Here is a 26,505-nt window from a genome sequence, read left to right as displayed (position 1 = left end):
GGATTCCATGCGCGCGCGCGACTTCCTGATCCTGCTGCTGGTCTGCCTCGCCTGGGGCTACAGCAACGTGCTCAGCAAGATCGTCGTGGGCGCGTGGCACGTGCCGCCGCTGTTCTTCGCCGCGGTCCGCTTCGCGGTCGTGGTGATCTCGACGCTGCCGTGGCTGTTGCCGATGCCGCGCCCGCGGCTGCGGGTGGCGACGATCGGGCTGCTGATGGGTGCGGGTAATTTCGCGCTTTTGTTCATCGGATTGCAGACCGCCTCGCCCTCCTCCGCCGCGATCGTGATCCAGATCGGCGTGCCGTTCACGACGTTGCTGTCGATCGTGCTGCTGGGCGAGCGCATCCGCCTGCGGCGTGGGCTGGGCATCGCGCTGACGCTCGCCGGGGTGGTGATCGTGGTGTGGAACCCTAATGGCGTCGCCCTGTCGGCCGGGCTGTGGTTCATCGTCGGCGCGGCGTTCGCCGGCTCGCTTGGCGCGGTGATGATGAAGCAGGTCGAGGACGTCGCGCCCCTGCGGTTCCAGGCGTGGGTCGGTGTCGTATCGTGCCTGCCGCTCGCGCTCGGCTCGGCACTGTTCGAGCGCGGCCAGTGGGCGAGCGCGGTCGCGATCGGCTGGCCGTTCGTCGCCGCGGTGCTGTTCGCCGCGCTCGTCGTATCGGTCGTCGCGCACACCAGCTATTACGCGCTGATTCGCCGGTACGAGGCCAATCTGCTCGCGCCGTTGACGCTGATGACGCCGCTCGCGACGATCGCGTTCGGGGTCGCGCTGACCGGCGATCACCTCGATCGCCGCATGATCGCGGGCGCCGCGCTCGCGCTGCTCGGCGTGCTCGTCGTCGCGATGCGCGCGAGGCCCAGGACCGCGCTCCTCGCCGAGCGCGAGCAGGCCTAGGTCGGCGCGAACCGCGTCGCGGCGTAGCGGTCCGGGTCGACGCCCGCGGGCATGTCGCCGCCGACCGACAGCGCGGCACCGATCGCGGCCGCCGCGGGCGCGGTCTGGATGCCGAACCCGCCCTGCCCCGCGAACCAGAAAAACCCCGGTACGCGCGCGTCGAAGCCATAGACCGGCACGCGGTCGGGCGCAAACGAGCGCAATCCCGCCCAGCGGCGTTCGACCTTTTCGACGCGCCAGTCGACCACGCCCTCGAACCGGTCGATCGCGACCGCGACGTCGATTTCCTCGGGCGCCACGTCGTGCGGGTCGACCGGCGTCTCGTCGTGCGGGCTCAGCCACAGCCGCCCTCCCGCCTCCGGCTTGAAATAGAACCGCCCGGCGATGTCGGCGACGTGCGGCAGACCGGCGGGGGCAGGCGGATCGGTCAGCATTTGCACCATCGTGCGACGATACGCTTGTATCCCGATTGGCGGCACGCCCGCCGCGTCGGCCACCGCATCGGCCCAGGCACCCGCGGCATCGACCAGCACGTCGGCGCAGAACCGTCGGCCGTCGCTGGTCGTGATTGTCCACCCCCCGCCGCTCCGCGCGGCATCAGCGAGCCGGGCACCGGTCTCGACCACCGCCCCGCTCCGCCGGGCAGCGGACAGCAGGTCGGCGTGAAGGCGGCCAACGTCGATATAGGCGCACGTCGCCTCCATCACGCCGTGCCGCCACTCGGGCCTGATCCCCGGAACCAGCGTTGCCGGATCGACCCGTTCCAGCGCGACCGGCGTGTCGGCGAATTCGCCCATGAACGCCTCGATCGCGGCGGCGTCGTCGTCGCGGCCGATGTGCAGCGATCCGAGCGGCTCCAGATAGCCGCCGCCCCTCAGCATCGGCCCCGACGCGGTGGTCAGCGGCTGGATCGCCGGCCCGCCGTATGTCTCCGACCAGAATGCCGCCGAGCGTCCGGTCGCGTGATATCCCGGCCGATCCTCGCCCTCGAGCAGCACGACCCGCGCCCGGTCACCGATCGCCGCGGCAAGGCTCGTCCCGGCGATGCCCGCCCCGACGATCGCGATGTCGTACTTCATCGCCGCAGCCGCGCGTCCAGAAACGCGTCGATCGCCGCCAGCGCCCGGTCGCGCACCAGATCGGCCTCGCGCAGCAGCTCGTGCGCGGCCTCGGCACCGAAGCGCAGGATCTCAGCGTCCGGCAATCGCGCCCCAATTGCAGCCGCCGCGGCCGAATCGACCAGCGCGTCGCGCTCGGCGAGCAGCATCAGCGTCGGCACCGCCATCCGCGTCAGTGCCGGATCACGACGCAGCCGGTCGGTAGCCGCGAACGCTTCCGCCAGCCATGCCCAACTCGGCGGCCCAAGCCGTAGCTCGGGCGCCTTCGCGTACCACCAATCCTCGTCGGAATAGCGCTCGGCGTCCGCCGTCAGGATCGATTGACGATTGACGCGGACACCCGGCTTCTCGTGCCCCTTCCACGCCGCACGTGCCGGATCGCCGACCCGCCGCATCAGCGCGGCGAGCCATCCGCCCGCCCTAGCCCCCACCGGCGAACGCAGCCCCAGCATCGGCGCGACCAGCACCGCCGCGTCGGCCGCGATCGCCCGGTCGACGAGCGCGCGCAGCACCAGGAACCCGCCCATCGAGTGCCCGACGACGACGCGCGGCCCCTCGTTCTCTGCCGCCCAGCCGCGCCAGAAGACGCCCAAGTCGGCGATCCACGGCGCGAAATCATCGGCGTGGCCGACATTGGGGTCGGCCGACAGCCGCCCCGACCCGCCCTGCCCGCGCCAGTCGAACGCGCTGACCGACCAGCCCGCGTCGTGCCAGTGCGCGAACGCCTCCAGATATTTTTCGAACACGTCGCCGCGCCCGGTCTGGAACAGGATGGCGCCGCGCGGCTGCTCGGCCGGCCAGTCGAACCGGCGGATCGGCCAGCCGTCGGCGGCGTGCCAGGTCGAGACGCGCGCTTCGGTCGGGATCGTGCGGCGAAAGGCGGCATAACGGCTCATCCCGGGCATGGTTACGGTTTCCTAAGGCATATCGTCTAGCCACCCAAATCATGGGGTGGAGCATTCTGGTCTGGGCATTGCCCGTGTGTCTGGCGCTGCTGCTGGTATCGGCCGGCATCGAGGACGCACGCCGGCGCGAGATCGCCAATTGGAAGAACGCGGCGATCGCGCTGCTGGCGCCGTTGTGGTGGGTCGCGGTCGGGCTCGATCCCTGGCCGATGATGGCGATCCAATTGGGAGTCGCTTTGATCGCGTTCGCACTGTTCTGCGGCGCGTTCGCGCTCGGCCAGATGGGCGGCGGCGACGTCAAGCTGATCGGCGCGCTGGCGCTGTGGCTCGCGCCGCTCGCGGTCATGAACATGCTGATCGTCATGTCGATCGCGGGCGGCGCGCTGACGCTCGCCTTCGTCATCGAGCACAAATTGCTCAAGCGCGAAGGCGCGATCGAAATACCGTACGGCGTCGCGATCGCCTTTGCCGGACTTCTCGCGCTGCGCGAACCGCTCGTTAACCAATTTACGTAATCATGCAGGTCGAGAGAATCGACCGTTCCGCCGCTCGGCCAGGAACAAGGGGCAAGGCATACGATGGATAGTCGCAAGGTGGTTCTGCTGGTCGGCGCGCTGTTCGTGGCGGCGATCACCGCCTTCATGGCGCGCACGCTGATGGCAGGCAGCGCGGCACCCGCCGCCGCCGCGGTCGCGATGCCCGCACCGGTCGTGCCCGATGGGCCCGAGGTGCTGGTGGCGACGCGCGCGCTGCCGGTCGGCACGATCCTCGACGCGACGGCGCTGAAATTCCAGCCCTGGCCCAAGGAACTGGTCGAGAACGCCTATTTCAAGAAAGACGGCACCGACATGTCGAAACTGCTCGGCACCGTCGTCCGCCTGCCGATCACCGCGGGGCAGCCGGTCACGCAGGGCGCGCTGGTGAAGCCCGGCGATCGCGGCTTCCTCGCCGCCGCGCTCGGCGCCGGGATGCGCGCGGTCACCGTTCCCGTCTCGGCGCAGACTTCGGTCGCGGGCTTCGTCTTTCCCGGCGATCACATCGACCTGATCCTGACGCAGTCGGTCGAGGGCGGCGGCGATGGCCCCCCGCTCAAGACCAGCGAGACGGTGATCCGCAACCTGCGCGTCCTCGCCACCGATCAGCGCACCAGCGATGAGAAGGACGACAAGGGCAACACCATTGTCAAGACCTTCTCGACCGTGACGGTCGAGGCGACGCCCAAGATCGCCGAGCAGATCGAGCTGGCGCAGACGCTCGGCAACCTCTCGCTGTCGCTGCGCTCGATCGCGGACAATGCGGGGCAGCTGGAGGAGGCGATCGCCTCGGGTCAGTTGAGCGTTGGCGACGGCAAGAACGAGAAGGCGGTGCTCGCCCAGGCGGCCAGCATGCCGCAATCGGGCGCGGGCAGCTTCATGACGGGGGCCGACATCTCGCGCTTCCAGCGCCGCACGGTGCCCGGCAAGCCCAGCTCGGGGATGGGCGCTGCGCCCGCACCGTCGATGGCAGCACCACAGGTTCAAGGGATCGGCGCGCCCGCCGCGGCACCGAGACCAGCGGGGCCGGTCGTTCGGATCGCCCGCGGCAACAACGTGACCGAAGTTCCGGTCGGAGGGAAGTGAGCATGCGTTTCTCGACCACGCCGCTCGGCTGGCCGCTGGCGCTCGCACTCGCGAGTGCAGCCATCGCCGCCACGCCGGCCGCCGCCCCCGCCCAATCGGGCGTCGCCACGACCAACGGCGGCACGGTGCAGGTATCCACCAACCGCGGCCGCCTCGTCACCCTGGCACGCCCGATGAGCGACCTGTTCGTCGCCAACCCGGACATCGCCGACGTTCAGGTCCGTTCGCCGACCCAGCTCTACGTCTTCGGCAAGAAGCCGGGGGAGACAACGGTGTCGGCGACCGCGAAGGGCGGCGCGGTCGTCTACGCCGCGACCGTACGCGTCGGCAATAATTACGACTCGATCCAGTCGATGCTCAACCTCGCGATGCCCGACGCGCAGATCACCGCGACGACGATGAACGGCATGGTGCTGCTGACCGGTACCGTGCGCGGCCCCGAGGACGGCGCGGAAGCCGAGAAGCTCGTCGCCGCGTTCGTGGGGGAGAATACGAAGGTACTCAGCCGCCTGCGCACCGCGACGCCGCTGCAGGTCAATCTCCAGGTCAAGTTCGCGGAAGTGAACCGCAGCTTCCTGAAGAACATCGGCAACAACCTGCTGACGCGCGACACGACCAACGGGTTCAATTTCAGCATCGGTTCGGGCCGCGTGCCCGGTACGATCGGCAACGCGGACACCTCGGGCTTTCCGCTCGTCGACGCATCGTCGCGCTACGGGCTGCCGGCAGGTTCGGTGAACCTGCCGTTCAATCCGAAGACCGGGCAGTTCGTGTATCCCAATTCGGGCAGTTCCTATTCGTTCAACAACGACCGTCCGACGACCGCGCGCACGTCGATCGGGCTGGCGGGCAAGTTGTTGGGCCTCGACGTCCTGTCCGCGATCGACCTCGGCGAACAGAACGGCCAGGTCACGCTGCTCGCCAACCCGAACCTGACCGCGCTGTCGGGCGAAACGGGCACCTTCCTCGCGGGCGGCGAGATCCCGATCCCGATCGCGCAGGGGCTAGGCTCGGTATCGATCGAGTACAAGGAATTCGGCGTCAGCCTCGCCTATACACCGACCGTCCTGTCCGACGGCCGCATCTCGCTGCGGGTCCGTCCCGAGGTGTCGAACCTCGATTATTCGAACGCAGTCCCCTTCGGCGGCACGCAGATCCCCGCGCTCACCACGCGCCGCGCCGAGACGACGGTGGAACTCGGCTCGGGCCAGAGCTTCATGATCGCCGGGCTGATGTCCAACAACCATTACAACAATTTCTCGAAGACCCCCGGGGTCGGCGACGTGCCCGTGCTCGGCGCCTTGTTCCGCTCGAACGCATTCCAGCGCAACGAGACCGAGCTGGTCATCATCATCACGCCGTATCTGGTGAAGCCGGTCAACGGGACCGACATCGCGCTGCCGACCGATGGCTACAAGGCGCCGACCGACCTACAGCGCGTGCTGCTCGGACAATTGACCGACGGCCAGAGCGCGGCCGAACGGCCCAAGCCGACGATGCAGGTCGCCCCGGCCGCGGCCCCCGCGATCGGTGCCGCCGCCACGACGAGCGCCGCACGCCCGCTGCCCCAGCCGCTTCCCGCCGCCCCGGCACAGTCCCAGGCGACGGGTGCTGCCGATCGCAAGGCGGCCAAGCCCGCCACGCGCAAGGGCCCCGCGCCCGCCCCCGGCTTCTCGATCAACTGATGCGCGCACTGACAAGCAAAGGGACCATGCCCATGACCAAGCGCCCCCTTCTTTTCGCGACCGCCGCCGCCACACTGCTGCTGGCGGGCTGCGGCACGCCGAATCGCGGCCTTGAATCCGTCCATCAGCCGGTCGTGTCGCGCGCCGATTACGCGCTCGACGTGCAGAGCGGCCCCGAGGGGATCGGTCCCGACGAGGCGCGCCGCGTCACCGGATGGATGGACACGCTGCGGATCGGATACGGCGACACGATCGCGCTCGACGATCCGTACGGCGCGACTCGCGCGACGCGCGGCGACGTCGCGCAGATCGCCGCGCGCTACGGCCTGCTCCTGTCCGACGAGGCGCCCGTGACCGGCTCGCCGGTCGCCCCCGGCACGGTACGGATCGTCGTCAGCCGCACCCGCGCTTCGGTACCCGGCTGCGCCGACTGGTCACGGATGAACGACCCCAATTTCAACGCGCACACCGGATCGAACTACGGTTGCGCGACCAACACCAATCTCGCCGCGATGATCGCCAACCCTGCCGACCTGGTGCGCGGCGCACCCGGCAGCGGCGATTACGACGCGGCGACGGGTTCGCGCGCGATCAACACCATGCGCGCCGCGACCCCGACTGGACAGGGCGGCACCTGGGTCCGCGCCGACGCCGCGGGAGCCAAGAAGTGAACGCGCCGTGGAAACCGGGCGGGCTCGCCCAGCGCATCCCCTTCCTCGCCTTCGCGAGCGACGAGGCGGGCGCCGATGCGATCCGCCCGATCGCGTCGGAAATGGGCTGGCCGTCGGACAACGTCCATCAGGGCGGGCTGCGCAATGCGGTCCAGACGCTGTCGGTGTCGACCAGCCCGCACGTGCTGTTCGTCGACCTGTCGGGGTCGAGCGATCCGCTGAGCGACATCAACGGCCTCGCCGAAGTCTGCGAACCCGGCACGGTGGTGATCGCCGCGGGACAGGTCAACGACGTACGGCTCTACCGTGACCTGCTCGCATCGGGGATCCAGGATTATCTGCTGAAACCTTATTCCGCCGACATGCTGCGCGATTCGTTCGCGCAGGCGCAGGCGATCATCAACGCGCCCAAGATGACCGAAGCCGCGGTCGACCGCCCGCATTGCGCGATCGCGGTCATCGGCACGCGCGGCGGCGCGGGCGCGTCGACCGTCGCGACCTCGCTCGCGTGGCTGCTGAGCGACAAGGAGAAGCGTTCCACCGCGCTCCTTGATCTCGACGTGCATTTCGGCACGGGCGCGCTCGCGCTCGACCTCGAGCCCGGCCGCGGACTGACCGACGCGATCGAGAACCCGAGCCGTATCGACGGATTGTTCATCGAGCGCGCGATGGTGCGCGCGTCGGAGAACCTGTCGGTCCTGTCCGCCGAGGCACCGATCAGCCAGCCGGTGATGACCGACGGCGCCGCTTTCTATCAGTTGCAGGAGGAGATGCGCGGCGCGTTCGAATGCACCGTGGTCGATCTGCCGCGGATGATGCTGGTTCAGCACCCGCACCTCGTCGCCGACATCAACAGCGCGGTGATCGTCACCGAGCTGACGCTCGCCGCCGCGCGCGACACGATCCGATTGCTGTCGTGGGTGCGCAGCAACGCGCCGCAGATGCAGGTGACCGTTGTTGCGAACCGCGTCCACCCGGGCACGGCGCTGGAGATCACGCGCAAGGATTTCGAGGGCTCGATCGAGCGCAAGATCGACCTGATCGTGCCGTTCGACCAGAAACTGGCGGCGCAGGCAGCGAAGCTCGGCAAGCCACTCGCCGAAGCGGGCAAGGCGTCGAAGACGGTGCAGCCGCTGATCGAGCTGGCGGCGTCGCTCGCGCAGACCGACGAGAGCGGGAACCCGCAGGCGGCCAAGTCAAAGGGCGGATCGCTGCTTGGCAAGTTCAGCAATCTGAAGGGCCTCGTCGCCAAGAAGGAGCTGGTCAAGAAGCCCGCCTCCAAGAGCGCGGCGAAGTAAGCGGGCACGGCACGAGCGTGAGGGGCGAACCATGCTGCCAATGATGTTGATCGGGATCGGCGCGCTCATCACGCTCGGCATGATCCTGTTCGCCTTCGCCGGCCCGTCGGCGCAGAAGACGAGCAACCGCCGCCTGTCCGCGCTGCGCGAGCGTCACTCGACCTCCGCAGAAGGTGCGATGGAGGCGCAGATGCGCCGCATCACCGGGCGCAACCAGACCAAGGCCGACAAGGCCGCGATGCGGCTGCTGCCCAATCCGGCCGAGTTGCAGAAACGGCTGAACATGACGGGCAAGTCCTGGACGGTCGGCCAATATGGCATGGTGTCGCTCGGCCTCGCGGTCGGGCTGACGCTGCTGATGCTTCTGCGCGGCTGGCCGCTGCTGCTCGCGCTGTTCCTGGGGCTCGGCATCGGCGCGGGCTTCCCGCACTGGTGGGTCGGCAAGGTCATCAACAAGCGCGTCGCCAAGTTCAACACGAAGTTCCCCGACGCGATCGAGCTGCTCGTCCGCGGGCTGCGCTCGGGTCTGCCGATCAGCGAGACGATGTCGGTCGTCGGCGCCGAGGTCGACGGCCCGGTCGGCGAGGAATTCCGCTCGGTCAGCGACAAGATGAAGATCGGCCGTTCCATGGACGTGGCCTTGCAGGAAACCGCCGACCGGCTGGGCACGCCCGAGTTCCAGTTCTTCGTCATCACGATCGCGATCCAGCGCGAGACGGGCGGCAATCTCGCCGAAACGCTGCAGAACCTCTCCACCGTGCTGCGCGGACGGATGCAGATGAAGCTCAAGATCAGGGCGATGTCGTCCGAATCGAAAGCCTCGGCCTATATCGTCGGGTCGCTGCCGTTCATCGTGTTCATCATGATCATGGTGATCAACGGCAAGTATATGCAGAACTTCTTCGTCGACGAACGCCTGATGATCACCGGCGCGGGTGGTCTGATCTGGATGGGGATCGGCGCCTTTATCATGGCCAAGATGGTGAGCTTCGAGATATGATCGCGTCCACGCCCGGCCCGACGTTGATGGGCATCGACGTGATCTGGGTCGCGACGATCCTGTCCGGGGTCGCCGCCGCCGCGGTCGTGTTCGCGATCTACGCCGCGGTGAGCGTGCGCGACCCGATGGCGAAGCGCGTCAAGGCGCTCAACGACCGGCGCGAACAGTTGAAGGCGGGCATCACCGCCTCGACTTCGAAACGCCGCGCCAAGCTCGTTCAGAAAAGCGAAACCGCCGACCGGGTGCGCGACCTGCTGTCGAGCCTCAAGATGCTCCAGGACGAACAGGTGCGCGCGGCGCAGCAGAAGCTGTTGCAGGCGGGCATCCGCAAGAAGGACTGGGCGATCGGCGTCATCTTCGGCCGGGTCGCGCTGCCGCTGGTGATCGGCGGCTTCATGGTGTTGTGGGTCTACGGGCTCGACGCCTTTCCCACCTGGGGCCCGATCAAGCGCTACGGCATCGTCGCGGCGAGCTTCCTGCTCAGCTACAAGGCGCCCGACATCTATCTGAAGAATCTGATCAACAAGCGGTCGGACGCGATCCGCAAGGGCCTGCCCGACGCGCTCGACCTGCTCGTGATCTGCGCGGAGGCGGGCCTGACAGTCGACGCGGCGTTTCACCGCGTCGCGAAGGAACTGGGCAAGGCCTATCCCGAACTGGGCGAGGAATGCGCGCTGACCGCGATCGAGCTCGGCTTCCTGACCGACCGGCGTCAGGCGTTCGAGAATCTGTCGAAGCGCGTCGCGCTGGACGCGGTGAAGGGCGTGGTCACCACCATGATCCAGACCGAGAAATACGGCACCCCGCTCGCCAGCGCGTTGCGCGTCCTGTCGGCGGAATTCCGCAACGAACGCATGATGCGCGCGGAGGAAAAGGCTGCGCGGCTGCCCGCGATCATGACGGTGCCGCTGATCCTGTTCATCCTGCCGGTGCTGTTCATCGTCATCCTGGGGCCCGCCGCCTGCTCGATCAGCGACGCCTTCGCGGGCAACGGCCCGGGCGGCTGATCGCGGCGACGCCGCCCGGTGCGAGGGAACGGCGCCACCCTAGCATCGTTGTGCAGCCGTAACAGGAGACATGAGATGCTGTTCACCACCACCACGCAATATATCGCGTTGGTCGTTGCGCTGGTCGCGGGTTGGTTGTTCGGGCTGGCGAGCCATCCCGGCGGCAAGAAGTGGAAGCAGCGCTACGCCGACGAGCGCAACGGCCACGCGGAGACGCGCAAGTCGCTGGAAGCGCGGATCAACGAACTGGAACGCGAGAACAGCCGGCTGGCGAACGCCGCGCCGGTCACCGCGGCGACGATCGCCCCGCACGCCGCCCAGCATGCTGCGTCGCGCGCCGAGCCCGCGTACCGCGACGAAACGCTCGTTCGCGACGAGCAGGGATTGCGCGACGCGGACCACCGCCCGCTCTGATCGCCCCCATCGGGTAGAATGAAGGCCGCCGCGGCACAGCGCCGCGGCGGCTTTTGTCGTCAGCGCGCCTTTAATGCCGCCTGCGCCGCCGCCAGTCGCGCGATCGGCACGCGGTAGGGCGAGGCGCTGACATAATCGAGCCCGACCTCCTCGCAGAACGCGATCGAGGCGGGATCGCCGCCGTGCTCGCCGCAGATGCCGAGCTTGATGTCGGCGCGCGTCGCGCGGCCGCGCTCGGCCGCGAGGCGGACCAACTCGCCTACCCCCTCGACGTCGAGACTGACGAACGGGTCCTTGGCGTAGATGCCCTTGTCGACGTACGCCCCCAGGAATCGCGCGGCGTCGTCGCGGCTGACGCCAAGTGTCGTCTGCGTGAGATCGTTGGTGCCGAACGAGAAGAACTCGCCCGTCTCGGCGATCTCGCCTGCCTTGAGCGCCGCGCGTGGCAGCTCGATCATCGTGCCGACGAGATAGGTGATCTCGCGCCCGCGCTCGGCGAAGACGGCCTCCGCCGCGGCGTCGACCACCGCCTTCATCAGGTCGAGCTCGCGCTTGGTGGCGACCAGCGGGATCATCACCTCGGGGATCGGCGCCTCGCCCGACTTCTCGGCGACGTCGACCGCGGCCTCGAAAATCGCGCGCGCCTGCATCTCGTAGATTTCAGGATAGGTCACGCCCAGGCGGCAGCCGCGGTGGCCAAGCATTGGGTTAAACTCGTGCAGCTCGGCGGCGCGGCGCTTGAGCTGCTCGACCTCCAGCCCCGCGGCGGCGGCGACCTCAGCGAACTCGGCTTCCTCGTGCGGCAGGAATTCGTGCAGCGGTGGGTCGAGCAGGCGGACGGTGACGGGCAACCCCGCCATCACCTCGAAGATCGCGGCGAAATCGCTGCGCTGTTCGGGCAGCAGCCGGTCGAGCGCGGCGCGGCGGCCGCGCTCGTCCTCGGCAAGGATCATCTGGCGCACCGCGGTGATGCGCGTCGCCTCAAAGAACATGTGCTCGGTGCGGCACAGCCCGACGCCTTCAGCACCGAAGTCGCGCGCAACCTGGCAGTCGGCGGGCGTCTCGGCATTGGCGCGGACCTTCAGACGGCGGACCGCGTCGGCCCATTCCATCAGCGTGCCGAAATCGCCCGCGAGCTCGGGCTGGATCGTCGCGACCTCGCCCGCCATCACCTCGCCGGTCGAGCCGTCGATCGTGACCGTGTCGCCCTCGCGCACCTCGCGACCAGCGACGCGCATCACCTTGGCCTTGGCGTCGATCGCGATCGAGCCCGCGCCCGAGACGCAGGGGCGGCCCATGCCGCGCGCGACGACCGCGGCGTGGCTGGTCATGCCCCCGCGCGCGGTCAGGATGCCCTTCGCCGCGTGCATGCCGTGAATGTCCTCAGGCGACGTCTCGGTGCGGATCAGGATCACCGACTTGCCCTCGCCCGCGTGACGCTCGGCGGTGTCGGCGTCGAACACCGCCTCACCGCTGGCGGCACCCGGCGACGCAGGGAGCCCCTTGGTCAGCACGTCCCGCTTGGCCTCGGGGTCGAGCGTCGGGTGGAGCAACTGGTCGAGCGCCTGCGGGTCGACGCGCGCGACGGCTTCCTCGCGCGTGATCAGCCCTTCGTTCGCCATGTCGACCGCAATCTTGAGCGCGGCCTTCGCGGTGCGCTTGCCCGAGCGGGTCTGGAGCATCCAGAGCTTGCCCTGCTGCACCGTGAACTCGATGTCCTGCATGTCGCGGTAATGCGTCTCGAGCCGGTCGAAAACGCCGGCGAGCTCGGTGTACACCTCGGGCAGCGCTTCTTCCATCGACGCGGGCTTGGCGCCAGCTTCTTCGCGCGCGGCGCGGGTTAGGTATTGCGGCGTGCGGATGCCGGCGACGACGTCCTCACCCTGAGCGTTGATCAGGAACTCGCCGTAATAGGCGCGGTCGCCCTTCGACGGATCGCGCGTGAAGGCGACCCCGGTCGCAGACGTATCGCCCATGTTGCCGAACACCATCGCCTGCACGTTGACCGCGGTGCCCCAGTCGGCGGGGATGTCGTTCAGGCGGCGATAGACCTTGGCGCGGTCCGACTGCCACGAGCCGAAGACGGCACCGACCGCGCCCCAGAGCTGGTCGTGCTCGTCTTGCGGGAACGGCTTGCCCCATTGCTGCTCGACGAGACCCTTATACTCGTCGACCAGCGCACGCAGGTCGTCGGCACTGAGTTCGGTGTCGAGCGTGTAGCCGCGATCTTCCTTCGCGATCTCCAGCGCTTCCTCGAACGCGCCGTGGTCGAGTTCGAGCACCACGTCGGCGTACATCTGGATGAAGCGGCGGTAGCTGTCCCACGCGAAACGCGCGTCGCCGCTGGCAGTGGCGAGCCCCTCGACGGTCTGGTCGTTCAGTCCAAGGTTGAGGACGGTATCCATCATGCCGGGCATCGACACGCGCGCGCCCGAGCGGACCGAGACGAGCAGCGGGTCCGACGCATCGCCGAAGCGCTTGCCGGTCACCTGCTCGATGTGTTCGATGCCGGCGGCGACCTCTTCGCGCAGGCTATCGGGGAAGCGCTCGCCCTCCTCATAGTAACGCGTGCACATCTCGGTCGAGATCGTGAAGCCGGGGGGGACGGGCAGACCGATCGAGGCCATCTCCGCGAGGTTCGCACCCTTACCGCCGAGCAGGTTCTTCTGGTCGACCTTGCCCTCCGCCGTGCCGCCGCCGAAGCGGTAGACGTATTGGACCTTTTCGCTCGCCCCGTTGGCCACCGTGATCGTCTCCTGCATGCTTTGTTGTTGCGATGCGGCATAGGCGCGGACGGGGGCATTGGAAAGTGGGGCGGCGGCGCGAGACGAGGTGGGTCGCCGTCTCGTTATCGCGCCGTTTTCGCACGGCTCGGCTGGGGCGTCGCGCCTCGCAACGATTGTGCGACGTCAGGAGAGACGCAGCTCGTTCGTGCTGCCTTTGCCCCTCACCCTTCAACCCGGCTCTGCCGGGCGGGGCCCTCCCTCTCCCCGGTAGGGAGAGGGATTGCGCGGCTACCCCTCGATTCTGGAGAAATCGGCGACCGTGTGGACGGAGGCGCGGACGCGGGCGAGGAGCCCGAGGCGCGCGGCGCGCTTGGCCGCGTCGGGATCGTTGACGGTGACGGTGTCGAAGAACGCGTCGATCGGTGCGCGCAGCGTCGCGAGCGCCGCCATCGCCGCCTCGAAATCCTCCGCCGCGACCGCGCGCGCGGCGGCGGGTTCGGCGGCGTCGAGTGCGGCGATCAGCGCGGCTTCGTCCTTCTCGGGGGTGTAGGACAGCGATTCGTTTGCTACCGTTGCCCCGGACGCGTCGACGCCCTCCTTCTTGAGGATGTTGGCAGCGCGCTTGTAGCCGGCGAGCAGGTTCGCGCCGTCGTCGGTTCCGACGAACGATTGCAGCGCACGGACGCGGGCAAGCAGGCGAACGAGATCGTCCTCGCCGCCCAGCGCGAACACCGCATCGATCAGGTCGTGGCGGACGCCCGCCTCGCGCTGCTGGACCTTCAGGCGGTCGGCGAAGAAGTCGAGCACCGCGGCGTGGTCGAGCCGCGGGCCGTCGAGGATCGCGACGTATTCGTCGATCACCGCGGAAATGCCGCCCGAGAATTGCACGTCGTGCATCGGCGAGGCGTAGCTGCCGTCGGCGTTGCGCACGAACGGCGTACCGGCGTCGCGTGCTTCCCAGAAACGCGCTTCCCACTGCCGGAACGCGTCGGGAAATTTCGCGATTCCCTGCCCCGCCAAGGTGCGCGCGACCGCGGCCCCCTGCTGCGCGAGCGCACGTGCGAGCGGCAGGCGGACGTCGCCCGCGATCAGCGTCGCGGACACGCCGAGCGCTGCACGGCGGAGCGCGAAGGGATCCTTCGATCCGGTCGGCTTCTCGTTGATCGCGAAGAAGGACGCGATCGTATCCAGTTTGTCCGCCAGGCTGACCGCCACCGTGACGGGGGCGGTGGGGACGTCGTCGCCCTGCCCGACGGGCTTGTAATGGTCGCGGATCGCTTCGGCGACCCGGGGGTCCTCGCCTTGCGCGGCGGCGTAATAGCCGCCCATCAGGCCCTGTAGCTCGGGAAACTCGCCGACCATGCCGGTGACGAGGTCGGCCTTGCACAAACGCGCGGCGCGTTCGGCGAGGTCGGCAAGGTGCGCCTTATCCTCCCCAGCATGGGGAGGAGGACCGTCCGCAGGACGGTGGAGGGGGGCTGCCTCGGGCGTAGCGCTTCCGGGCGCTCCCCCTCCACCAGCTTCGCTGGTCCCCCTCCCCGTTCCGGGGAGGATATTCTCTCCTCCCACGATGCCTTCCTCGACCAGCCAGCGGGCGAGTTTGGCGACGCGGTCGACCTTGTCGGCGAGCGTGCCCAGTTTCTCGTGGAAGACGATCTTCTGGAGCTTCTTCGCCTGCTCCTCGAGCGGCACCTTCAGATCGGTGTCGTAAAAGAAGCGCGCGTCGGCGAGGCGCGCGGCGAGGACCTTGCGGTTGCCCTCGACGATCTTGGCGCCGCCGTCGGTCGCTTCAATGTTGGCGGTGCAGATGAAGGCATCGGCGAGCTTGCCCGCGCCATCGCGGCAGACGAAATACTTCTGGTTCACGCGCGCGGTCAGCTGAATCACTTCCGCCGGCACGTCGAGGAAGGCGGGGTCGAAGCGGCCGAGCAGCGGCACGGGCCATTCGGTGAGCCCGGCATTCTCCGCGACCAGCCCCTCGTCGGGAACGAGTTCCAAGCCCGCCTCTGCCGCGAGCGCCGCGGCGCGGGTGCGGATCGCCGCGGCGCGCTCGTCCTGGTCGACGATGACGTGGCACATGCGCAGCTTGTCGGCGTAATCCGCTGCCGAGCCGATCGTGATGGCACCGGGATGGTGGAAGCGGTGGCCGTAGGTGACCGCGCCGCTGTCGATGCCGGCGACCGTCACAGGCACCACCTCTTCACCGAACAGCGCGACAATGCCATGCAGCGGGCGAACCCAGCGCAAGCTCTCGGTCGAGGCCGACGCATTGCCCCAGCGCATCGACTTGGGCCACGGAAACGCGCGGATGATCGCCGGGATTGCCTCGGCCAGCACGTCGGCGGTGGCGCGGCCGGGCTTCTCGGTGACCGCGAAGAACACGCCATTGCGCTCGGTCAGCCGCTCGCGTGTCAGGCCGGTCTTGCGCAGGAAGCCGTCGAGCGCCTGCGGCGGCGCGCTGGTCTTGGGGCCCTTCACCTCCTCGCTGACCGCTTCAGTCGCCATCGGCAGGTCGCGCGCGATGAGTGCGAGGCGGCGCGGGGTCGCGTAGGTGACGATCTCCGCGGCGGCGAGCCCGGCGCGGGCGAGTTCGGCAGCGAACAGCTTGGCGAGGTTGGCGCGTGCGCCGTCCTGCATCCGCGCGGGGATTTCCTCCGAGCGGAGTTCGAGCAGGAAATCGGTCACAGGCTCCACTCCGGGAAACGGGATTGCCACTGGGGCGTCATCTTCTCGATCTGCGCGGCGCACGCACCCTTCGCGAGATCGCGGACGCGGCCCATGTACGCCTGCCGCTCCGCGACCGAGATGACGCCGCGCGCCTGCAGCAGGTTGAAGACGTGGCTCGCCTTGATCGCCTGCTCGTAGGCGGCGATCGGCAGCTTTGCTTCGAGCGAGTTCTCGCACTCGGTGACATGCTTGCGGAAGGCGTCGAACAGCGCGGCCGTGTCGGCGACCTCGAAGTTCCAGGTCGACATTTGGCGCTCGTTCTCGAGGAACACCTCGCCGTAACTGACCCCGGCGTCGTTGAACGCGAGGTCATACACGTTGTCGACGTCCTGGATGTACATGGCGAGGCGTTCGAGCCCGTAGGTCAGCTCACCCGCCACCGGCTTGCAGTCGAAACCACCCATCTGCTGGAAATAGGTGAACTGCGTCACCTCCATGCCGTCGCACCATACTTCCCAGCCGAGACCCCAGGCGCCGAGCGTCGGGCTCTCCCAATCGTCCTCGACGAAGCGGATGTCGTGGGTGGTCACGTCGACGCCGATCGCGAGCAGGCTGCCGAGGTAGAGTTCCTGCAGGTCGGGCGGGCTCGGCTTCAGGATCACCTGATATTGGTAGTAATGCTGCAGCCGGTTCGGGTTCTCGCCGTAGCGACCGTCGGTCGGGCGGCGGCAGGGCTGGACGAAGGCGGCGTTCCACGGCTCGGGCCCGAGCGCGCGCAACGTGGTCGCGGGATGAAACGTCCCCGCCCCCATCTCCATGTCATAGGGTTGCAGGATGAGGCAGCCGCGCTCCGACCAATATTGGTGAAGCCGCAGGATCATCGACTGGAACGAAAGCGGGCGCGTGCCGCCGGTCGCGGGCGCGGCGGAGGGGATGTGGGCGTCGGTCATGACGCGCGTCGCCTTGGCCCAGCACCGGCCGGGAATCAACATGGGCGGCACAACGTTGGTCATTGTTACGCGACTTTTTGTCAGGCGAGCTTGACATAGACGCGACTCGCTGGCAATTTGTCATGGTTACCTGACATTGGGTCAGGCGATGCTGACAGGAGGCACCTGATGATGCATGAGTGGCTTATGAAAAATCGCCTCAAGGTGCTGCGTGCGGAGCGCGACTGGAGCCAGGCCGAGTTAGCGGGCCGGCTGGATGTGTCGCGTCAGGCGGTGAACGCGATCGAGACGGGCAAATACGACCCCTCGCTCCCGCTCGCCTTCCGCATCGGGCGGCTGTTCGACCTCAGGATCGAGGAGATCTTCGATGACGGCGAAGCGTGAACGCGCCCGCGCGTGGGCGGCGGAATTGGTGCTGGCGTGCGTGTGCGCGCTCGCGCTGGTCGGTGTCTCGCCGGCGGCGGGCGTGAAGTGGCTGGCGGATGCGTGGAACGGGTCCGGCCCGATCGGCGCGGCCTGGTCCATCCCGCATCTGTCGGTCCGCGTGACCGTGGAGGTGCGGCCGTGAACGGGGTGACGATGCGCGGGGGAATCAGCGGGGGAGCAACGATGAACGAGCGTTGGGGTGAGGCGCGGATACGCGAGCGCCGGAAGCGGCGCGTACAGCGCGCGGTGATCGTCGGCGTGCTGGCGACCGCGGTGATGGTGGTACCGCCGTTCGTGTCGGGGTTCATCGACGGCTTCATGCGCAATCCGTCGCGCAGCGGCGCGCCCGCGGGCGAGGTGATCGGCATCGCGATCGCGCTGCTGGCGGTGATCGCGGTCGCAGGCGTCTGGGGCTGGCGCGAGAGCGACGAGGTGCAGCGGCGCCACGCGGTGAATGCCTGGGCGGCGGTCGGCGTCGTCGGCTTCGTCGGGCGCACGATTTTACAGATGATCGAGCGCGCGCTGCATCTGTCGCCGATGACCGAACAATTGTGGTGGGGGTCGCTCGCGGCGGGGGCGGCGGTACTGATCTGGCAGCGGGTGAAGGGGTGAGCGCGATGACCGACGTCGTAACGAAGGGCCCGAGCGAGCGGGCCAATCACCGGCTGCTGGCGTGGTCGGGCGCGCTCGGCGGGGTGATCGGGCTCGGAACCGCAATCGCGGTCCTGCGCGACCATGATCCCGGTGATTCACAGCTCTCGCTGCTGAGTGCACCGCTGCCCGCGTGGATCGCGTTGCTGCTGGTGATCGCGTGGGGCGTCGTGTTGCCGTTCATCTCGTGGCGCTGGCATCGCGTCGTCGACGAGCACGAGCGTGAGGCGTATCGCGACGGATCGGTGGCGGGGTTCTACGTCTTGTCGATCGGTGCGCCGGTGTGGTGGTTCCTGTGGCGCGGTGGCATGGCGCCGCCGGTCGACCCGGTTGCCATGTTCATCGCGCCGCTAGCTTCATGCGGTATTGTCTGGATTTGGCGCAAATACCGCTGACCACGCCTCTATCTTCGGCAAAGGCCCTGTTTCATGACCCCCGTGATGAAGACCCTCACCTCTGCGCTCGCGCTGTTCCTCGCGTTGCCTGCCTGCGCGAAGCAGGCGCCCGCGCCCGCCGTTGCGACCAAGGACGCCGATCCCGCATTGTGGGTGGTCAAGGACGCCGACACGACGATCTATCTGTTCGGGACGATCCACGTCCTGAAACCGGGGCTGTCGTGGTTCGACGAGGCGGTAAAGACCGCATTCGACCGGTCGAACACGCTGGTGCTCGAAATGGTCGAGCCTGATCAGGCGACCGAGCAGAAGGTCGTGCTGGCAAAGGCGTTCGCGCCCGACCAGCCCGCGCTCAGCACGCAGGTATCGGACAAATATCGCCAGACGCTGGTGACGACGATGGCGGCGGGCAAGGTGCCGCCCGCGACTTACGAGAAGATGCGGCCGTGGTTCGCCGCGGTCACGCTGTCGCTGCTGCCGGTGCAGAAATCGGGCTATGGCGCGGCGAACGGGCCCGAGGGCGTGCTGTCGGCGGCGGCGAAGGCGGCCGGCAAGCCGGTCATGGGGCTGGAGACCTTCGAAGGGCAGCTCGGCATCTTCGACGGCCTGTCGAAGCCCGCGCAGGTCAAGCTGCTCGAAAGCACGATCGACGAGCTGCCGACCGCGAACGCGACGATGGACAAGATGGTCGACGACTGGTCGCGCGGCGACCCCGACGCGCTCGCGCGCGAGATGAACAAGGGGCTGAAGGATTCGCCCGAGGTGGCGAAGGCGCTTCTGACCGATCGCAACAAGCGTTGGGCGGGATGGATCGCGGAGCGGATGCGGACCCCGGGGACGGTCTTCATCGCGGTCGGCGCGGGGCATCTGGCGGGCGCGAACAGCGTGCAGGAGCAGTTGAAGGCGTACAAGCTCGACGCGGTGCGGGTGAAATACTGACGCGGACGCGCGGTACGCAGTGATGCGGGCACGCGCGGTGATGCCGCCGCGCCGATGCCCGCACGCCCGATACCGCACGACCCCGATACCGCACGACTTGTGTTTTACCCCCCGCCCGGCTATGCGCCGCGGCTTCCGGCCATGGTCATCCCTGGAGGCGTGGCGGGAAAACCACACACGAATTTCGGAGCACATCGATGAGCGACACCATTACGCTCGCAGCCGAGACGCGTGACCGGGTTGGCAAGGGAGCCTCCCGTTCGCTGCGTCGCGACGGCCGCGTCCCCGCCGTGATCTACGGTCAGAACCGCGAACCGACCGCGATCCACCTCGAAGAGAAGGCGCTGGTCAAGGCGCTGTCGACCGGTCACTTCTTCACCACGGTGGTGACGCTGAACGGCCAGCGCACGCTGCCCAAGGACGTCGCCTTCCACCCGGTGACCGACCGTCCGGTGCACGTCGACTTCCTGCGCATCCGCGCGAACGAGACGGTGACCGTGCAGGTGCCGGTGAACTTCGTCGACGAGGACGAGTCGGTCTATCTGAAGCAGGGCGGCGTGCTGAACGTCGTGCGCCACGAGATCGAGGTCACCTGTGAGGCGAGCAGCATCCCGACCGAGATCACGATCAGCCTGAAGGGCCGCGAGATCGGCGATTCGATCCACATCAGCGACGTCGCGCTGCCGAACGGCGTCGAGCCATCGATCGATGACCGCGACTTCACCGTCGCGACGATCGTGCCGCCGACGGTCCCGACCGCCGAGGACGAGGCGCTCGACGCCGAGGTCGCCGAGGCTCAGGCCGCCGAGCACGCCGAGGAAGAGGCTGCTGCCGAGGCGGAAGCCGAGGCCGAGGCTGCCGAGGACGCCGACGAGGGCGAGAAGAAGGAGGGCTGACCTCCTCCCCGCCCGCGTGCGAGCGCGGGTGTGTTGTTACGATTTGGGGCAGGCGGGCGGCAACGCTCCCCTGCCCCTTTTCGTTGACGGGCGTTCAATCGCGAAAGGAACTTGCGTGCAATTGTGGGTGGGGCTCGGCAATCCGGGCGCGCAATATGCGATGCATCGCCACAATGTCGGGTTCATGGCGGTCGACGCGATCGCCGAGGTCCACGGCTTCGGCGCGCCGGCGAAGAAGTTTCAGGGCTGGGTGCAGGAGGGGCGCGTCGGCACGACCAGGGTCATGCTGCTCAAGCCCGCGACCTTCATGAACGACAGCGGGCGCAGCGTCGGCGAGGCGATGCGCTTCTACAAGCTCGGCGTCGACGCGTTGACCGTGTTCCACGACGAACTCGACCTCGCGCCGATGAAGGTCAAGGTGCGCGTCGGCGGCGGGCTTGCCGGCCATAACGGCCTTCGCTCGATCGACCAGCATCTGGGGCCGGAGTTCCGCCGTGTGCGGCTCGGCATCGGGCATCCGGGACACAAGGACCGAGTGAGCGGCTACGTGCTCGGTAATTATGCCAAGGCGGAGATCGACGCGCTGTCCGACATGCTCGGCGCGGTCGCGGGCGAGGCGGACTGGCTGGCGCAGCGTGACGACGTGCGGTTCATGAACGACGTCGCGATGCGGATGGCCGATTAGGCGACGAGCCGGGCCGCGGCGCCTGCGCCGACACCCCGCGCAGGCTCGCTGCCGGCGCCGTCGAACAGCGGCGAGGCGCTGACCAGCCGGTTCCGCCCCAGCGCCTTTGCGACATAGAGCGCGCGGTCGGCGGCCGACAGCAGCGCGCCCAGATCGTCTCCATCGGCGCCGGCGTACGCGAGCCCCGTGCTGACGGTCGCGGCGACCACGACCCCCTCGCCGTGATCGCGCAACGCGGCGAAGCGCGCGGCGATCTCCTCCCCGATGGCCTTTGCCGCCGCGCGGTCGGTATCGGGCAAGAGCGCGGCGAACTCCTCGCCCCCCAGCCGCGCGAGGATCGCGTCGGGCGCGGCGACATCGCGCATGACGCCCGCGAACGAGCGCAGCACCGCGTCGCCCGCGGCGTGACCGTGCGCGTCGTTGATCGACTTGAAATGATCGAGGTCGAACGCGAGCAATGTGGCCGCACGGTCGTGGCGCAACACCTCGGCGCCCGCCTCGAACAAGCCCTGTCGGTTGGTCAGCCCGGTCAGGAAGTCGGTGCGCGACGCCGCGATCAGGTGGCGCTGCGCTTCCTCGCGCACCAGCCCGACGAGCGTCATCGGCATCGCGACCGAGTAGAGCACGCCCTCGTACATCGTGATCTTGGACGCGAGCGCGATCACCGCGTCGCCGTCGTGCGCGGCGAACAACGGCAGCACGAACACGCGCGCGGCGTAGAAAGCGGTGTGCATCGCCGGCAGCAGGATCGCGACCGGGCGCGTGCGCAACTGCCGCAGCGCGCGGTTCCGGCGCAATTCGAATACGGTCAGCCCGCTCGCGATCATGATCGGCACGCCGGCGGTGTGCTGCCAGAAGGCGAAGCGGTGGACGCTCCCCTCGATCATCCAGCCGAGCCCGAGCGCGGCGACCAGCATGACCGAGGTGCGCAGGTACAGCCGGCGGTCGAGCGCGGCGACGCCGTTCAGCACCAGCAGATAACCGGTGACGATGACCATGTTGCTGATCGCCCAGCCAGACAGCCCGGGCAGGTGCGTGCGCGCGACCGCAATGCTGCACCCGAGCGCCAGCACCGTCCATCCCGCCGCCCAGATCAGCAGCGGACGCCGCCGCCAGCGACCGAAACCTTCCCACGCGGTCAGCCCCGCGCTGACGAGCAGCGTGCCGATGATCAGTGCGTAGAGGGTGGATAGATCAATCATGCGTAAGCGACATCGATACTGCCGGGCCGCCGAAGAAGGCGTTAACGCGCGATCACACTTCCTTACACGTTCGCCGCACCCGCACCGGACATTATCGCGCCAGGCGCACGTTGGTGATCACGTGCGAGGGGGATTTTTTCGTGAACGAATTGGGCGAAATCGTCACCGCGGTGGCGCAGGAGATCGCGGCCAATGCCGCCAAAATCGAGTGCGAGGCTGACGCGAAGGACCCGGGCGCGATGCCGGGGCCGTTCGGTATCCCGGTCGCGCTGCCCGATGGGCGCGTCCTGCGCGCGGGCGATACGGCCACGCGCTTCCCGATCCAGAGCATCTCCAAGGTCTTCGCGCTGGAGGTCGCGTTGTGCGCGATCGGCGACGCGGTGTTCGAACGCGTCGGGCGCGAGCCGTCGGGCGATCCGTTCAACTCGATCGTCGAGCTCGAGCGCAACGACGGCGTGCCGCGCAACCCGTTCGTCAACGCGGGCGCGCTGGTGACGGTCGACGTGGTCGACGAACATCTGCCGGATGCCGGCGAACATGGTGCGGTGGTCGACCTGATCGCACGCCAGCTGGGCCGCGATCACGTGCCGCTCGACGAGGAGGTGCTGGTGAGCGAGACGAGCGGGGGTGATCTCAATCGCGCGATGCTGAGCTTCATGAAGCATCACGGGAATCTGCACCGCGATCCCGACCGGGTACTGCGCCGCTACGTCGCGCAATGCGCCGTCTCGCTCGACTGCGGCGAGCTGGCGCGGGCGGGGCTGTTCCTGTCGCGCACGCGGCTGAACGGTCGCGCAGACGGTGACGCTGCGCGGGCGACGCGGATGCGCCACCTGCTCGCGCTGATGATGACGTGCGGGCATTACGACGCGTCGGGTGATTTCGCGCTGCGCGTCGGATTGCCAGCAAAGAGCGGCGTCGGCGGCGGCATCCTCGCGATTGCGCCCGAGGTCGCGTCGATCGCGGTATGGTCGCGCAACCTCGACCAGAACGGCAATTCGATCCAGGGCGTCCACGCGCTCGAAATGCTGGCAGCGCGTACGGGCTGGTCGGTGTTCGGCCCGCCCCCAGCCTGAGCCGGCGCTCCGCGTTCAGGCGACGTAGAGCGTGGAGATCATCAGCAGCTGCCGGATCGCGCGCAGTTCGGCCTCCATGCTCCGTCGCAGCATCGCGACCGTCTCGGTCATCTCGGCACGGTACATCGGCCATTCGCTCGCGCGCAGGTGCCGCCATCGCGTGTGATGCGCGGTGACGACCTCCCCCAGGTGAAAACAGTCGAGCTTCATGGTGCGCGCGACGATCTTGCTCGACGCCGGGCCGTGGAGCACGACGGGATCGAAGATCTCCCCGTGCTTGAAACGCTGATAGCGCCCGAGATGCGCGGCCAGCCGGTCGCGGTTGCCCGCCAGCAGCGCGAGACTGCCGATCCGCCCACCCGCGACGAGCGCCTCGGCACGCCGCATCATCGTGAACGCGCGCGACACATAAGCCTCGGCGCGATCCTGCAACGCGGCACGTGCCTCGGGCGGGCCGAACAGCGACGGCGGCGCGGTCGGCGCGTCGTCAGGTTGAACCAGCGCGGTCATGCCGCCGCCGCGATCGATCCGCCGGAAGCGGCCGCGGCCGCCGCGCGCATATGGTCAGACAGCATCGCATAGGCCGCGATCCAGCCTGCGCGCGTGTCGCGATCGAACCGATCCCCCAGTGTCACAGCGAGCGCCCCAACCAATGCCTCGCCGACCGCCGCGTAATGGCGATCGCGCGCGCCGTATTCGACGTGGCGGACGGCGAGCTCGGCCGCGACCGGCAGCACGCGGTCGAGTGCGTCGAGCGAGTCGACGACGGTGGCGAGCGTCAGGAACAGCTTGCGCCCCTGCTCCGCCATATCGGTGCGGAACAGCGCGCGCGTGTCCGGCGCGAGCGCGAACAGGCGGGTGTAGAAATCGTCGGCAACCTCCGCGGTGATCGGGAGGACGGCGGCGAAGCTGTTCTGGACCAGCGTGATCTGACGCGATGTGATCATGCTGCGACGCTTTATCAGCGAGGTACAACGCAAAGATTAACCGCGGTCCCGGTACGATTGCGGGAAATACGTAGCGGCGCACCACCGGTGCGTGGTTTGACAGCCACGCGACGCGCATGCTTCGGCAGATGAATGACCAGCCGCGCCCTTTTTCCCACCCTATTCTACGATGCCGCGATCTACGATGCCGCGCTGCTCGACGACCTCGACGCCTCGTGCCGCGCGCTCGCGCAGGAGGATCGTGCCGGGCGTGCGTGGTCGAAGGAGCACGGCTATCGCGGCTACACGAGCTACGCCTCGCTCGCCGATTTGCCGCAGCGCGATCCCGCCTTCGCCGATCTGAAGCGCGTGCTCGACCGCCATGTCGCGGCCTTCGCGCGCGACCTCCAGCTCGATCTCGCCGGGCGGCGCCTCAAGCTCGACAGTTTGTGGGTCAATGTGATGAAGCCCGGCGGCACGCATTCGGGGCACCTCCACCCGCACAGCGTCGTGTCGGGCACCTTCTACGTCGCGGTGCCCGAAGGGTCGGGGGCATTGAAACTGGAGGACCCGCGCCTCGCGATGCTGATGGCCGCACCGACCCGGCCCGACACGTTCGTCTATGCCGAACCCAAAGCGGGCAGCATCTTCCTGTGGGAAAGCTGGCTGCGCCATGAGGTGATGCCGAGCCAGGCCAAGGCCGAGCGGATCAGCGTCAGCTTCAACTATCGCTGGTAGCGACCGCCCCGACGGCGCGCCCGCGCGCATCCGCCCCACTGGCGGAACCGTGCATGAACGATTAGGTGCGCCCGCAATCCCTTCTCCCCAATCTGTCTTGAAACACTAGGAACAACGCATGGGTTTCCGCTGCGGCATCGTGGGCCTGCCCAACGTCGGCAAGTCCACCCTCTTCAACGCGCTGACCGAGACGGCCGCCGCGCAGGCCGCAAATTATCCGTTCTGCACGATCGAGCCCAACGTCGGGAACGTCGGCGTGCCCGATCCGCGGCTCGACCAACTGGCGGCGATCGCGAAATCGGCCAAGATCATCGAAACGCAGCTGGGCTTCGTCGACATCGCGGGGCTGGTGCGCGGCGCGTCGAAGGGCGAGGGCCTGGGCAACCAGTTCCTCGGCAACATCCGCGAGGTCGACGCGATCGTCCACGTGCTGCGTTGTTTCGAGAACGACGACATCCAGCACGTCGACAACCGCGTCGATCCGATCGCCGACGCCGAGACGGTCGAAACCGAGCTGATGCTCTCCGACCTCGACAGCCTCGAGAAGCGCGTTCCCAACCTCGCCAAGAAGGGCCAGCAGGGCGACAAGGACGCGAAGCTCGCCGCGGTGGTGCTCGGCCGCGCGCTCGACCTGTTGCGCGAGGGACAGCCCGCGCGGCTGACGCAGGTGAACGACGCGGAGGAAGCACGCGTGCTCGAACAGGCGCAACTCCTGACCGCGAAGCCCGTGCTCTACGTCTGCAACGTCAACGAGGAGGATGCCGCGAACGGCAACGCTTACTCGCAGCGCGTGTTCGACAAGGCCGCGGCCGAGGGCGCGCAGGCGGTGGTCGTTTCCGCCGCGATCGAGGCCGAGATCGCGACCATGCCGACCGAGGATCGCGCGGAGTTCCTGAGCGAGCTGGGGCTGGAAGAGAGCGGGCTCGCGCGCGTGATCCGCGCCGGGTACAAATTGCTCAACCTGCTCACCTTCTTCACGGTCGGCCCGAAGGAAGCGCGCGCCTGGACAGTCGAGGCGGGCGCCAAGGCACCGCAGGCGGCGGGTGCGATCCACTCCGACTTCGAGCGCGGCTTCATCCGTGCCGAGACGACCGCGTTCGACGATTACGTCGCGCTCGGCGGTGAGGCGGGCGCGCGCGACGCGGGCAAGCTGCGCCAGGAGGGCAAGGAATATGTCGTCCACGACGGCGACGTGATGCTGTTCCGCTTCAACGTGTGACGCGTGCCGCCGCCATCGCGCGCGGCGTGCTGATCGCGGGGTTCGCGTGGGGCACGCTGACCCACGCGATCGATTGGTGGCGGTTCGGCTGGTGGCCGTACCGCTTCGGCCCGCCGCTGGCGAATGCGTTCTGGAACGCGCTCGTGCTGCTCGACGCGGTGACGGTCGCGTTGCTGATGCGGCACATCGCGCGCGGCGGCGTGGCGATGGCGGCAGCGGTGATGATCGCCGACGTGACGGCGAACATCTACGCGTGGCAAGTGCTAGGTTTCGAGCGGTTCGCGATCAGCGTGGCGTTCCAGGCCGCTTTCCTCGGCTACGTCCTGGGTACCGCGCCGCTGTTGTGGCGTGAGCAAGGAGCGAAAGACCGGTGCGACCGATCGAACCGCTGAGACAG

The 26,505-nt window shown here is 68.4% G+C and carries 28 protein-coding genes; 20 read left to right on the top strand and 8 right to left on the bottom strand.

The features are described from left to right. The first annotated feature begins 7 nt into the window (after window positions 1–7). Window positions 8–895, top strand: a complete 888-nt coding sequence (locus tag KZ810_RS05865) for a DMT family transporter (RefSeq protein ID WP_219768057.1) — start codon at window positions 8–10, stop codon at window positions 893–895. On the opposite strand, the gene KZ810_RS05860 is transcribed toward KZ810_RS05865, so the two are convergent. Together KZ810_RS05860 and KZ810_RS05855 are read right to left on the bottom strand one after the other, a co-directional pair. After that, window positions 892–1,974 carry an NAD(P)/FAD-dependent oxidoreductase gene (locus tag KZ810_RS05860; RefSeq protein ID WP_219768056.1) on the bottom strand — a complete coding sequence of 361 codons (1,083 nt, stop codon included), beginning with the start codon at window positions 1,972–1,974 and terminating at the stop codon, window positions 892–894. The genes KZ810_RS05865 and KZ810_RS05860 overlap by 4 nt on opposite strands. Beyond that, window positions 1,971–2,909: an alpha/beta fold hydrolase gene (locus KZ810_RS05855; protein WP_219768055.1), complete on the bottom strand. Its 939-nt coding sequence runs from the start codon at window positions 2,907–2,909 to the stop codon at window positions 1,971–1,973. The genes KZ810_RS05860 and KZ810_RS05855 overlap by 4 nt, the downstream gene beginning before the upstream one ends. Window positions 2,910–2,959: 50 nt before the next feature. On the opposite strand from KZ810_RS05855, the gene KZ810_RS05850 reads away from it, so the two are divergent. From KZ810_RS05850 to KZ810_RS05815, 8 genes are all read left to right on the top strand, one after another. Next, a complete protein-coding gene (locus tag KZ810_RS05850; RefSeq protein ID WP_219768054.1) occupies window positions 2,960–3,433 on the top strand; it encodes an A24 family peptidase in 474 nt (157 codons plus the stop codon). Between the two features lie 63 nt (window positions 3,434–3,496). Next, window positions 3,497–4,537, top strand: coding sequence for a Flp pilus assembly protein CpaB (cpaB, locus tag KZ810_RS05845; protein WP_219768053.1), 1,041 nt, complete (start codon window positions 3,497–3,499; stop codon window positions 4,535–4,537). Between the two features lie 2 nt (window positions 4,538–4,539). Then, complete coding sequence (locus KZ810_RS05840) at window positions 4,540–6,222, top strand: type II and III secretion system protein family protein (RefSeq protein WP_219768052.1); 1,683 nt, start codon at window positions 4,540–4,542, stop codon at window positions 6,220–6,222. Between the two features lie 32 nt (window positions 6,223–6,254). Beyond that, entirely contained in the window at window positions 6,255–6,893 is a 639-nt protein-coding gene (locus KZ810_RS05835; protein ID WP_308461499.1) for a CpaD family pilus assembly protein, read from the top strand. Then, complete coding sequence (locus KZ810_RS05830; RefSeq protein ID WP_219768050.1) at window positions 6,890–8,191, top strand: P-loop NTPase family protein; 1,302 nt, start codon at window positions 6,890–6,892, stop codon at window positions 8,189–8,191. The genes KZ810_RS05835 and KZ810_RS05830 overlap by 4 nt, the downstream gene beginning before the upstream one ends. A gap of 31 nt (window positions 8,192–8,222) precedes the next feature. Continuing rightward, window positions 8,223–9,191, top strand: coding sequence for a type II secretion system F family protein (locus KZ810_RS05825; protein ID WP_219768049.1), 969 nt, complete (start codon window positions 8,223–8,225; stop codon window positions 9,189–9,191). Then, a complete protein-coding gene (locus KZ810_RS05820; protein ID WP_219768048.1) occupies window positions 9,188–10,198 on the top strand; it encodes a type II secretion system F family protein in 1,011 nt (336 codons plus the stop codon). Before KZ810_RS05825 ends, KZ810_RS05820 begins: the two co-directional genes overlap by 4 nt. 75 nt (window positions 10,199–10,273) lie before the next feature. Then, window positions 10,274–10,612 carry a hypothetical protein gene (locus KZ810_RS05815; protein ID WP_219768047.1) on the top strand — a complete coding sequence of 113 codons (339 nt, stop codon included), beginning with the start codon at window positions 10,274–10,276 and terminating at the stop codon, window positions 10,610–10,612. A gap of 59 nt (window positions 10,613–10,671) precedes the next feature. On the opposite strand, the gene ppdK is transcribed toward KZ810_RS05815, so the two are convergent. The 3 genes from ppdK to KZ810_RS05800 all read right to left on the bottom strand — a co-directional run bounded on the left by ppdK (window position 10,672) and on the right by KZ810_RS05800 (window position 16,886). Continuing rightward, complete coding sequence (ppdK, locus tag KZ810_RS05810) at window positions 10,672–13,374, bottom strand: pyruvate, phosphate dikinase (RefSeq protein WP_219768046.1); 2,703 nt, start codon at window positions 13,372–13,374, stop codon at window positions 10,672–10,674. A gap of 252 nt (window positions 13,375–13,626) precedes the next feature. Continuing rightward, entirely contained in the window at window positions 13,627–16,023 is a 2,397-nt protein-coding gene (gene glyS, locus KZ810_RS05805; protein WP_219768045.1) for a glycine--tRNA ligase subunit beta, read from the bottom strand. After that, window positions 16,020–16,886, bottom strand: coding sequence for a glycine--tRNA ligase subunit alpha (locus KZ810_RS05800; RefSeq protein ID WP_219768383.1), 867 nt, complete (start codon window positions 16,884–16,886; stop codon window positions 16,020–16,022). The genes glyS and KZ810_RS05800 overlap by 4 nt, the downstream gene beginning before the upstream one ends. Window positions 16,887–17,141: 255 nt before the next feature. Here KZ810_RS05800 and KZ810_RS05795 point away from each other — a divergent pair, with 255 nt between their 5' ends. From KZ810_RS05795 to pth, 7 genes are all read left to right on the top strand, one after another. Next, window positions 17,142–17,339, top strand: coding sequence for a helix-turn-helix transcriptional regulator (locus KZ810_RS05795; RefSeq protein WP_026325773.1), 198 nt, complete (start codon window positions 17,142–17,144; stop codon window positions 17,337–17,339). Beyond that, entirely contained in the window at window positions 17,323–17,523 is a 201-nt protein-coding gene (locus tag KZ810_RS05790; protein ID WP_219768044.1) for a hypothetical protein, read from the top strand. Before KZ810_RS05795 ends, KZ810_RS05790 begins: the two co-directional genes overlap by 17 nt. Before the next feature lie 41 nt (window positions 17,524–17,564). Continuing rightward, a complete protein-coding gene (locus KZ810_RS05785) occupies window positions 17,565–17,993 on the top strand; it encodes a hypothetical protein (protein ID WP_219768043.1) in 429 nt (142 codons plus the stop codon). Window positions 17,994–17,998: 5 nt separating this feature from the next. Then, the gene (locus KZ810_RS05780) at window positions 17,999–18,427 is read left to right on the top strand and encodes a hypothetical protein (RefSeq protein WP_219768042.1); all 429 of its coding nucleotides are present in this window, start codon (window positions 17,999–18,001) and stop codon (window positions 18,425–18,427) included. Between the two features lie 33 nt (window positions 18,428–18,460). Then, complete coding sequence (locus tag KZ810_RS05775) at window positions 18,461–19,366, top strand: TraB/GumN family protein (protein ID WP_219768041.1); 906 nt, start codon at window positions 18,461–18,463, stop codon at window positions 19,364–19,366. Between the two features lie 197 nt (window positions 19,367–19,563). After that, window positions 19,564–20,262 (top strand): 50S ribosomal protein L25/general stress protein Ctc, encoded by a 699-nt coding sequence (locus KZ810_RS05770; protein ID WP_219768040.1) that lies wholly within the window; start codon window positions 19,564–19,566, stop codon window positions 20,260–20,262. 115 nt (window positions 20,263–20,377) lie between these two features. Next, window positions 20,378–20,947 (top strand): aminoacyl-tRNA hydrolase, encoded by a 570-nt coding sequence (gene pth / locus KZ810_RS05765; RefSeq protein ID WP_219768039.1) that lies wholly within the window; start codon window positions 20,378–20,380, stop codon window positions 20,945–20,947. On the opposite strand, the gene KZ810_RS05760 is transcribed toward pth, so the two are convergent. Next, window positions 20,944–22,149 carry a GGDEF domain-containing protein gene (locus tag KZ810_RS05760; protein ID WP_219768038.1) on the bottom strand — a complete coding sequence of 402 codons (1,206 nt, stop codon included), beginning with the start codon at window positions 22,147–22,149 and terminating at the stop codon, window positions 20,944–20,946. The genes pth and KZ810_RS05760 overlap by 4 nt on opposite strands. Window positions 22,150–22,289: 140 nt before the next feature. Between KZ810_RS05760 and glsA the strand changes: the two genes are divergently transcribed. Further along, the gene (gene glsA / locus KZ810_RS05755) at window positions 22,290–23,225 is read left to right on the top strand and encodes a glutaminase A (RefSeq protein ID WP_219768037.1); all 936 of its coding nucleotides are present in this window, start codon (window positions 22,290–22,292) and stop codon (window positions 23,223–23,225) included. Window positions 23,226–23,240: 15 nt separating this feature from the next. On the opposite strand, the gene KZ810_RS05750 is transcribed toward glsA, so the two are convergent. Together KZ810_RS05750 and KZ810_RS05745 are read right to left on the bottom strand one after the other, a co-directional pair. Continuing rightward, window positions 23,241–23,735, bottom strand: a complete 495-nt coding sequence (locus KZ810_RS05750; RefSeq protein ID WP_219768036.1) for a hypothetical protein — start codon at window positions 23,733–23,735, stop codon at window positions 23,241–23,243. Further along, window positions 23,732–24,172, bottom strand: a complete 441-nt coding sequence (locus tag KZ810_RS05745; RefSeq protein WP_219768035.1) for a globin domain-containing protein — start codon at window positions 24,170–24,172, stop codon at window positions 23,732–23,734. Before KZ810_RS05745 ends, KZ810_RS05750 begins: the two co-directional genes overlap by 4 nt. A gap of 132 nt (window positions 24,173–24,304) precedes the next feature. Here KZ810_RS05745 and KZ810_RS05740 point away from each other — a divergent pair, with 132 nt between their 5' ends. The 3 genes from KZ810_RS05740 to KZ810_RS05730 all read left to right on the top strand — a co-directional run bounded on the left by KZ810_RS05740 (window position 24,305) and on the right by KZ810_RS05730 (window position 26,500). Further along, on the top strand, window positions 24,305–24,889 hold the full coding sequence (locus KZ810_RS05740; RefSeq protein ID WP_219768034.1) for a TIGR02466 family protein: 585 nt from the start codon (window positions 24,305–24,307) through the stop codon (window positions 24,887–24,889). Window positions 24,890–25,007: 118 nt separating this feature from the next. After that, window positions 25,008–26,108 (top strand): redox-regulated ATPase YchF, encoded by a 1,101-nt coding sequence (gene ychF, locus KZ810_RS05735; RefSeq protein ID WP_219768033.1) that lies wholly within the window; start codon window positions 25,008–25,010, stop codon window positions 26,106–26,108. Beyond that, window positions 26,105–26,500 carry a hypothetical protein gene (locus KZ810_RS05730; RefSeq protein WP_219768032.1) on the top strand — a complete coding sequence of 132 codons (396 nt, stop codon included), beginning with the start codon at window positions 26,105–26,107 and terminating at the stop codon, window positions 26,498–26,500. The genes ychF and KZ810_RS05730 overlap by 4 nt, the downstream gene beginning before the upstream one ends. Window positions 26,501–26,505 lie beyond the last annotated feature (5 nt).

The organism is Sphingomonas citricola, from assembly GCF_019429535.1.
Lineage (GTDB): Bacteria > Pseudomonadota > Alphaproteobacteria > Sphingomonadales > Sphingomonadaceae > Sphingomonas > Sphingomonas citricola.
This window is presented reverse-complemented; position numbering and strand designations above follow the sequence as displayed.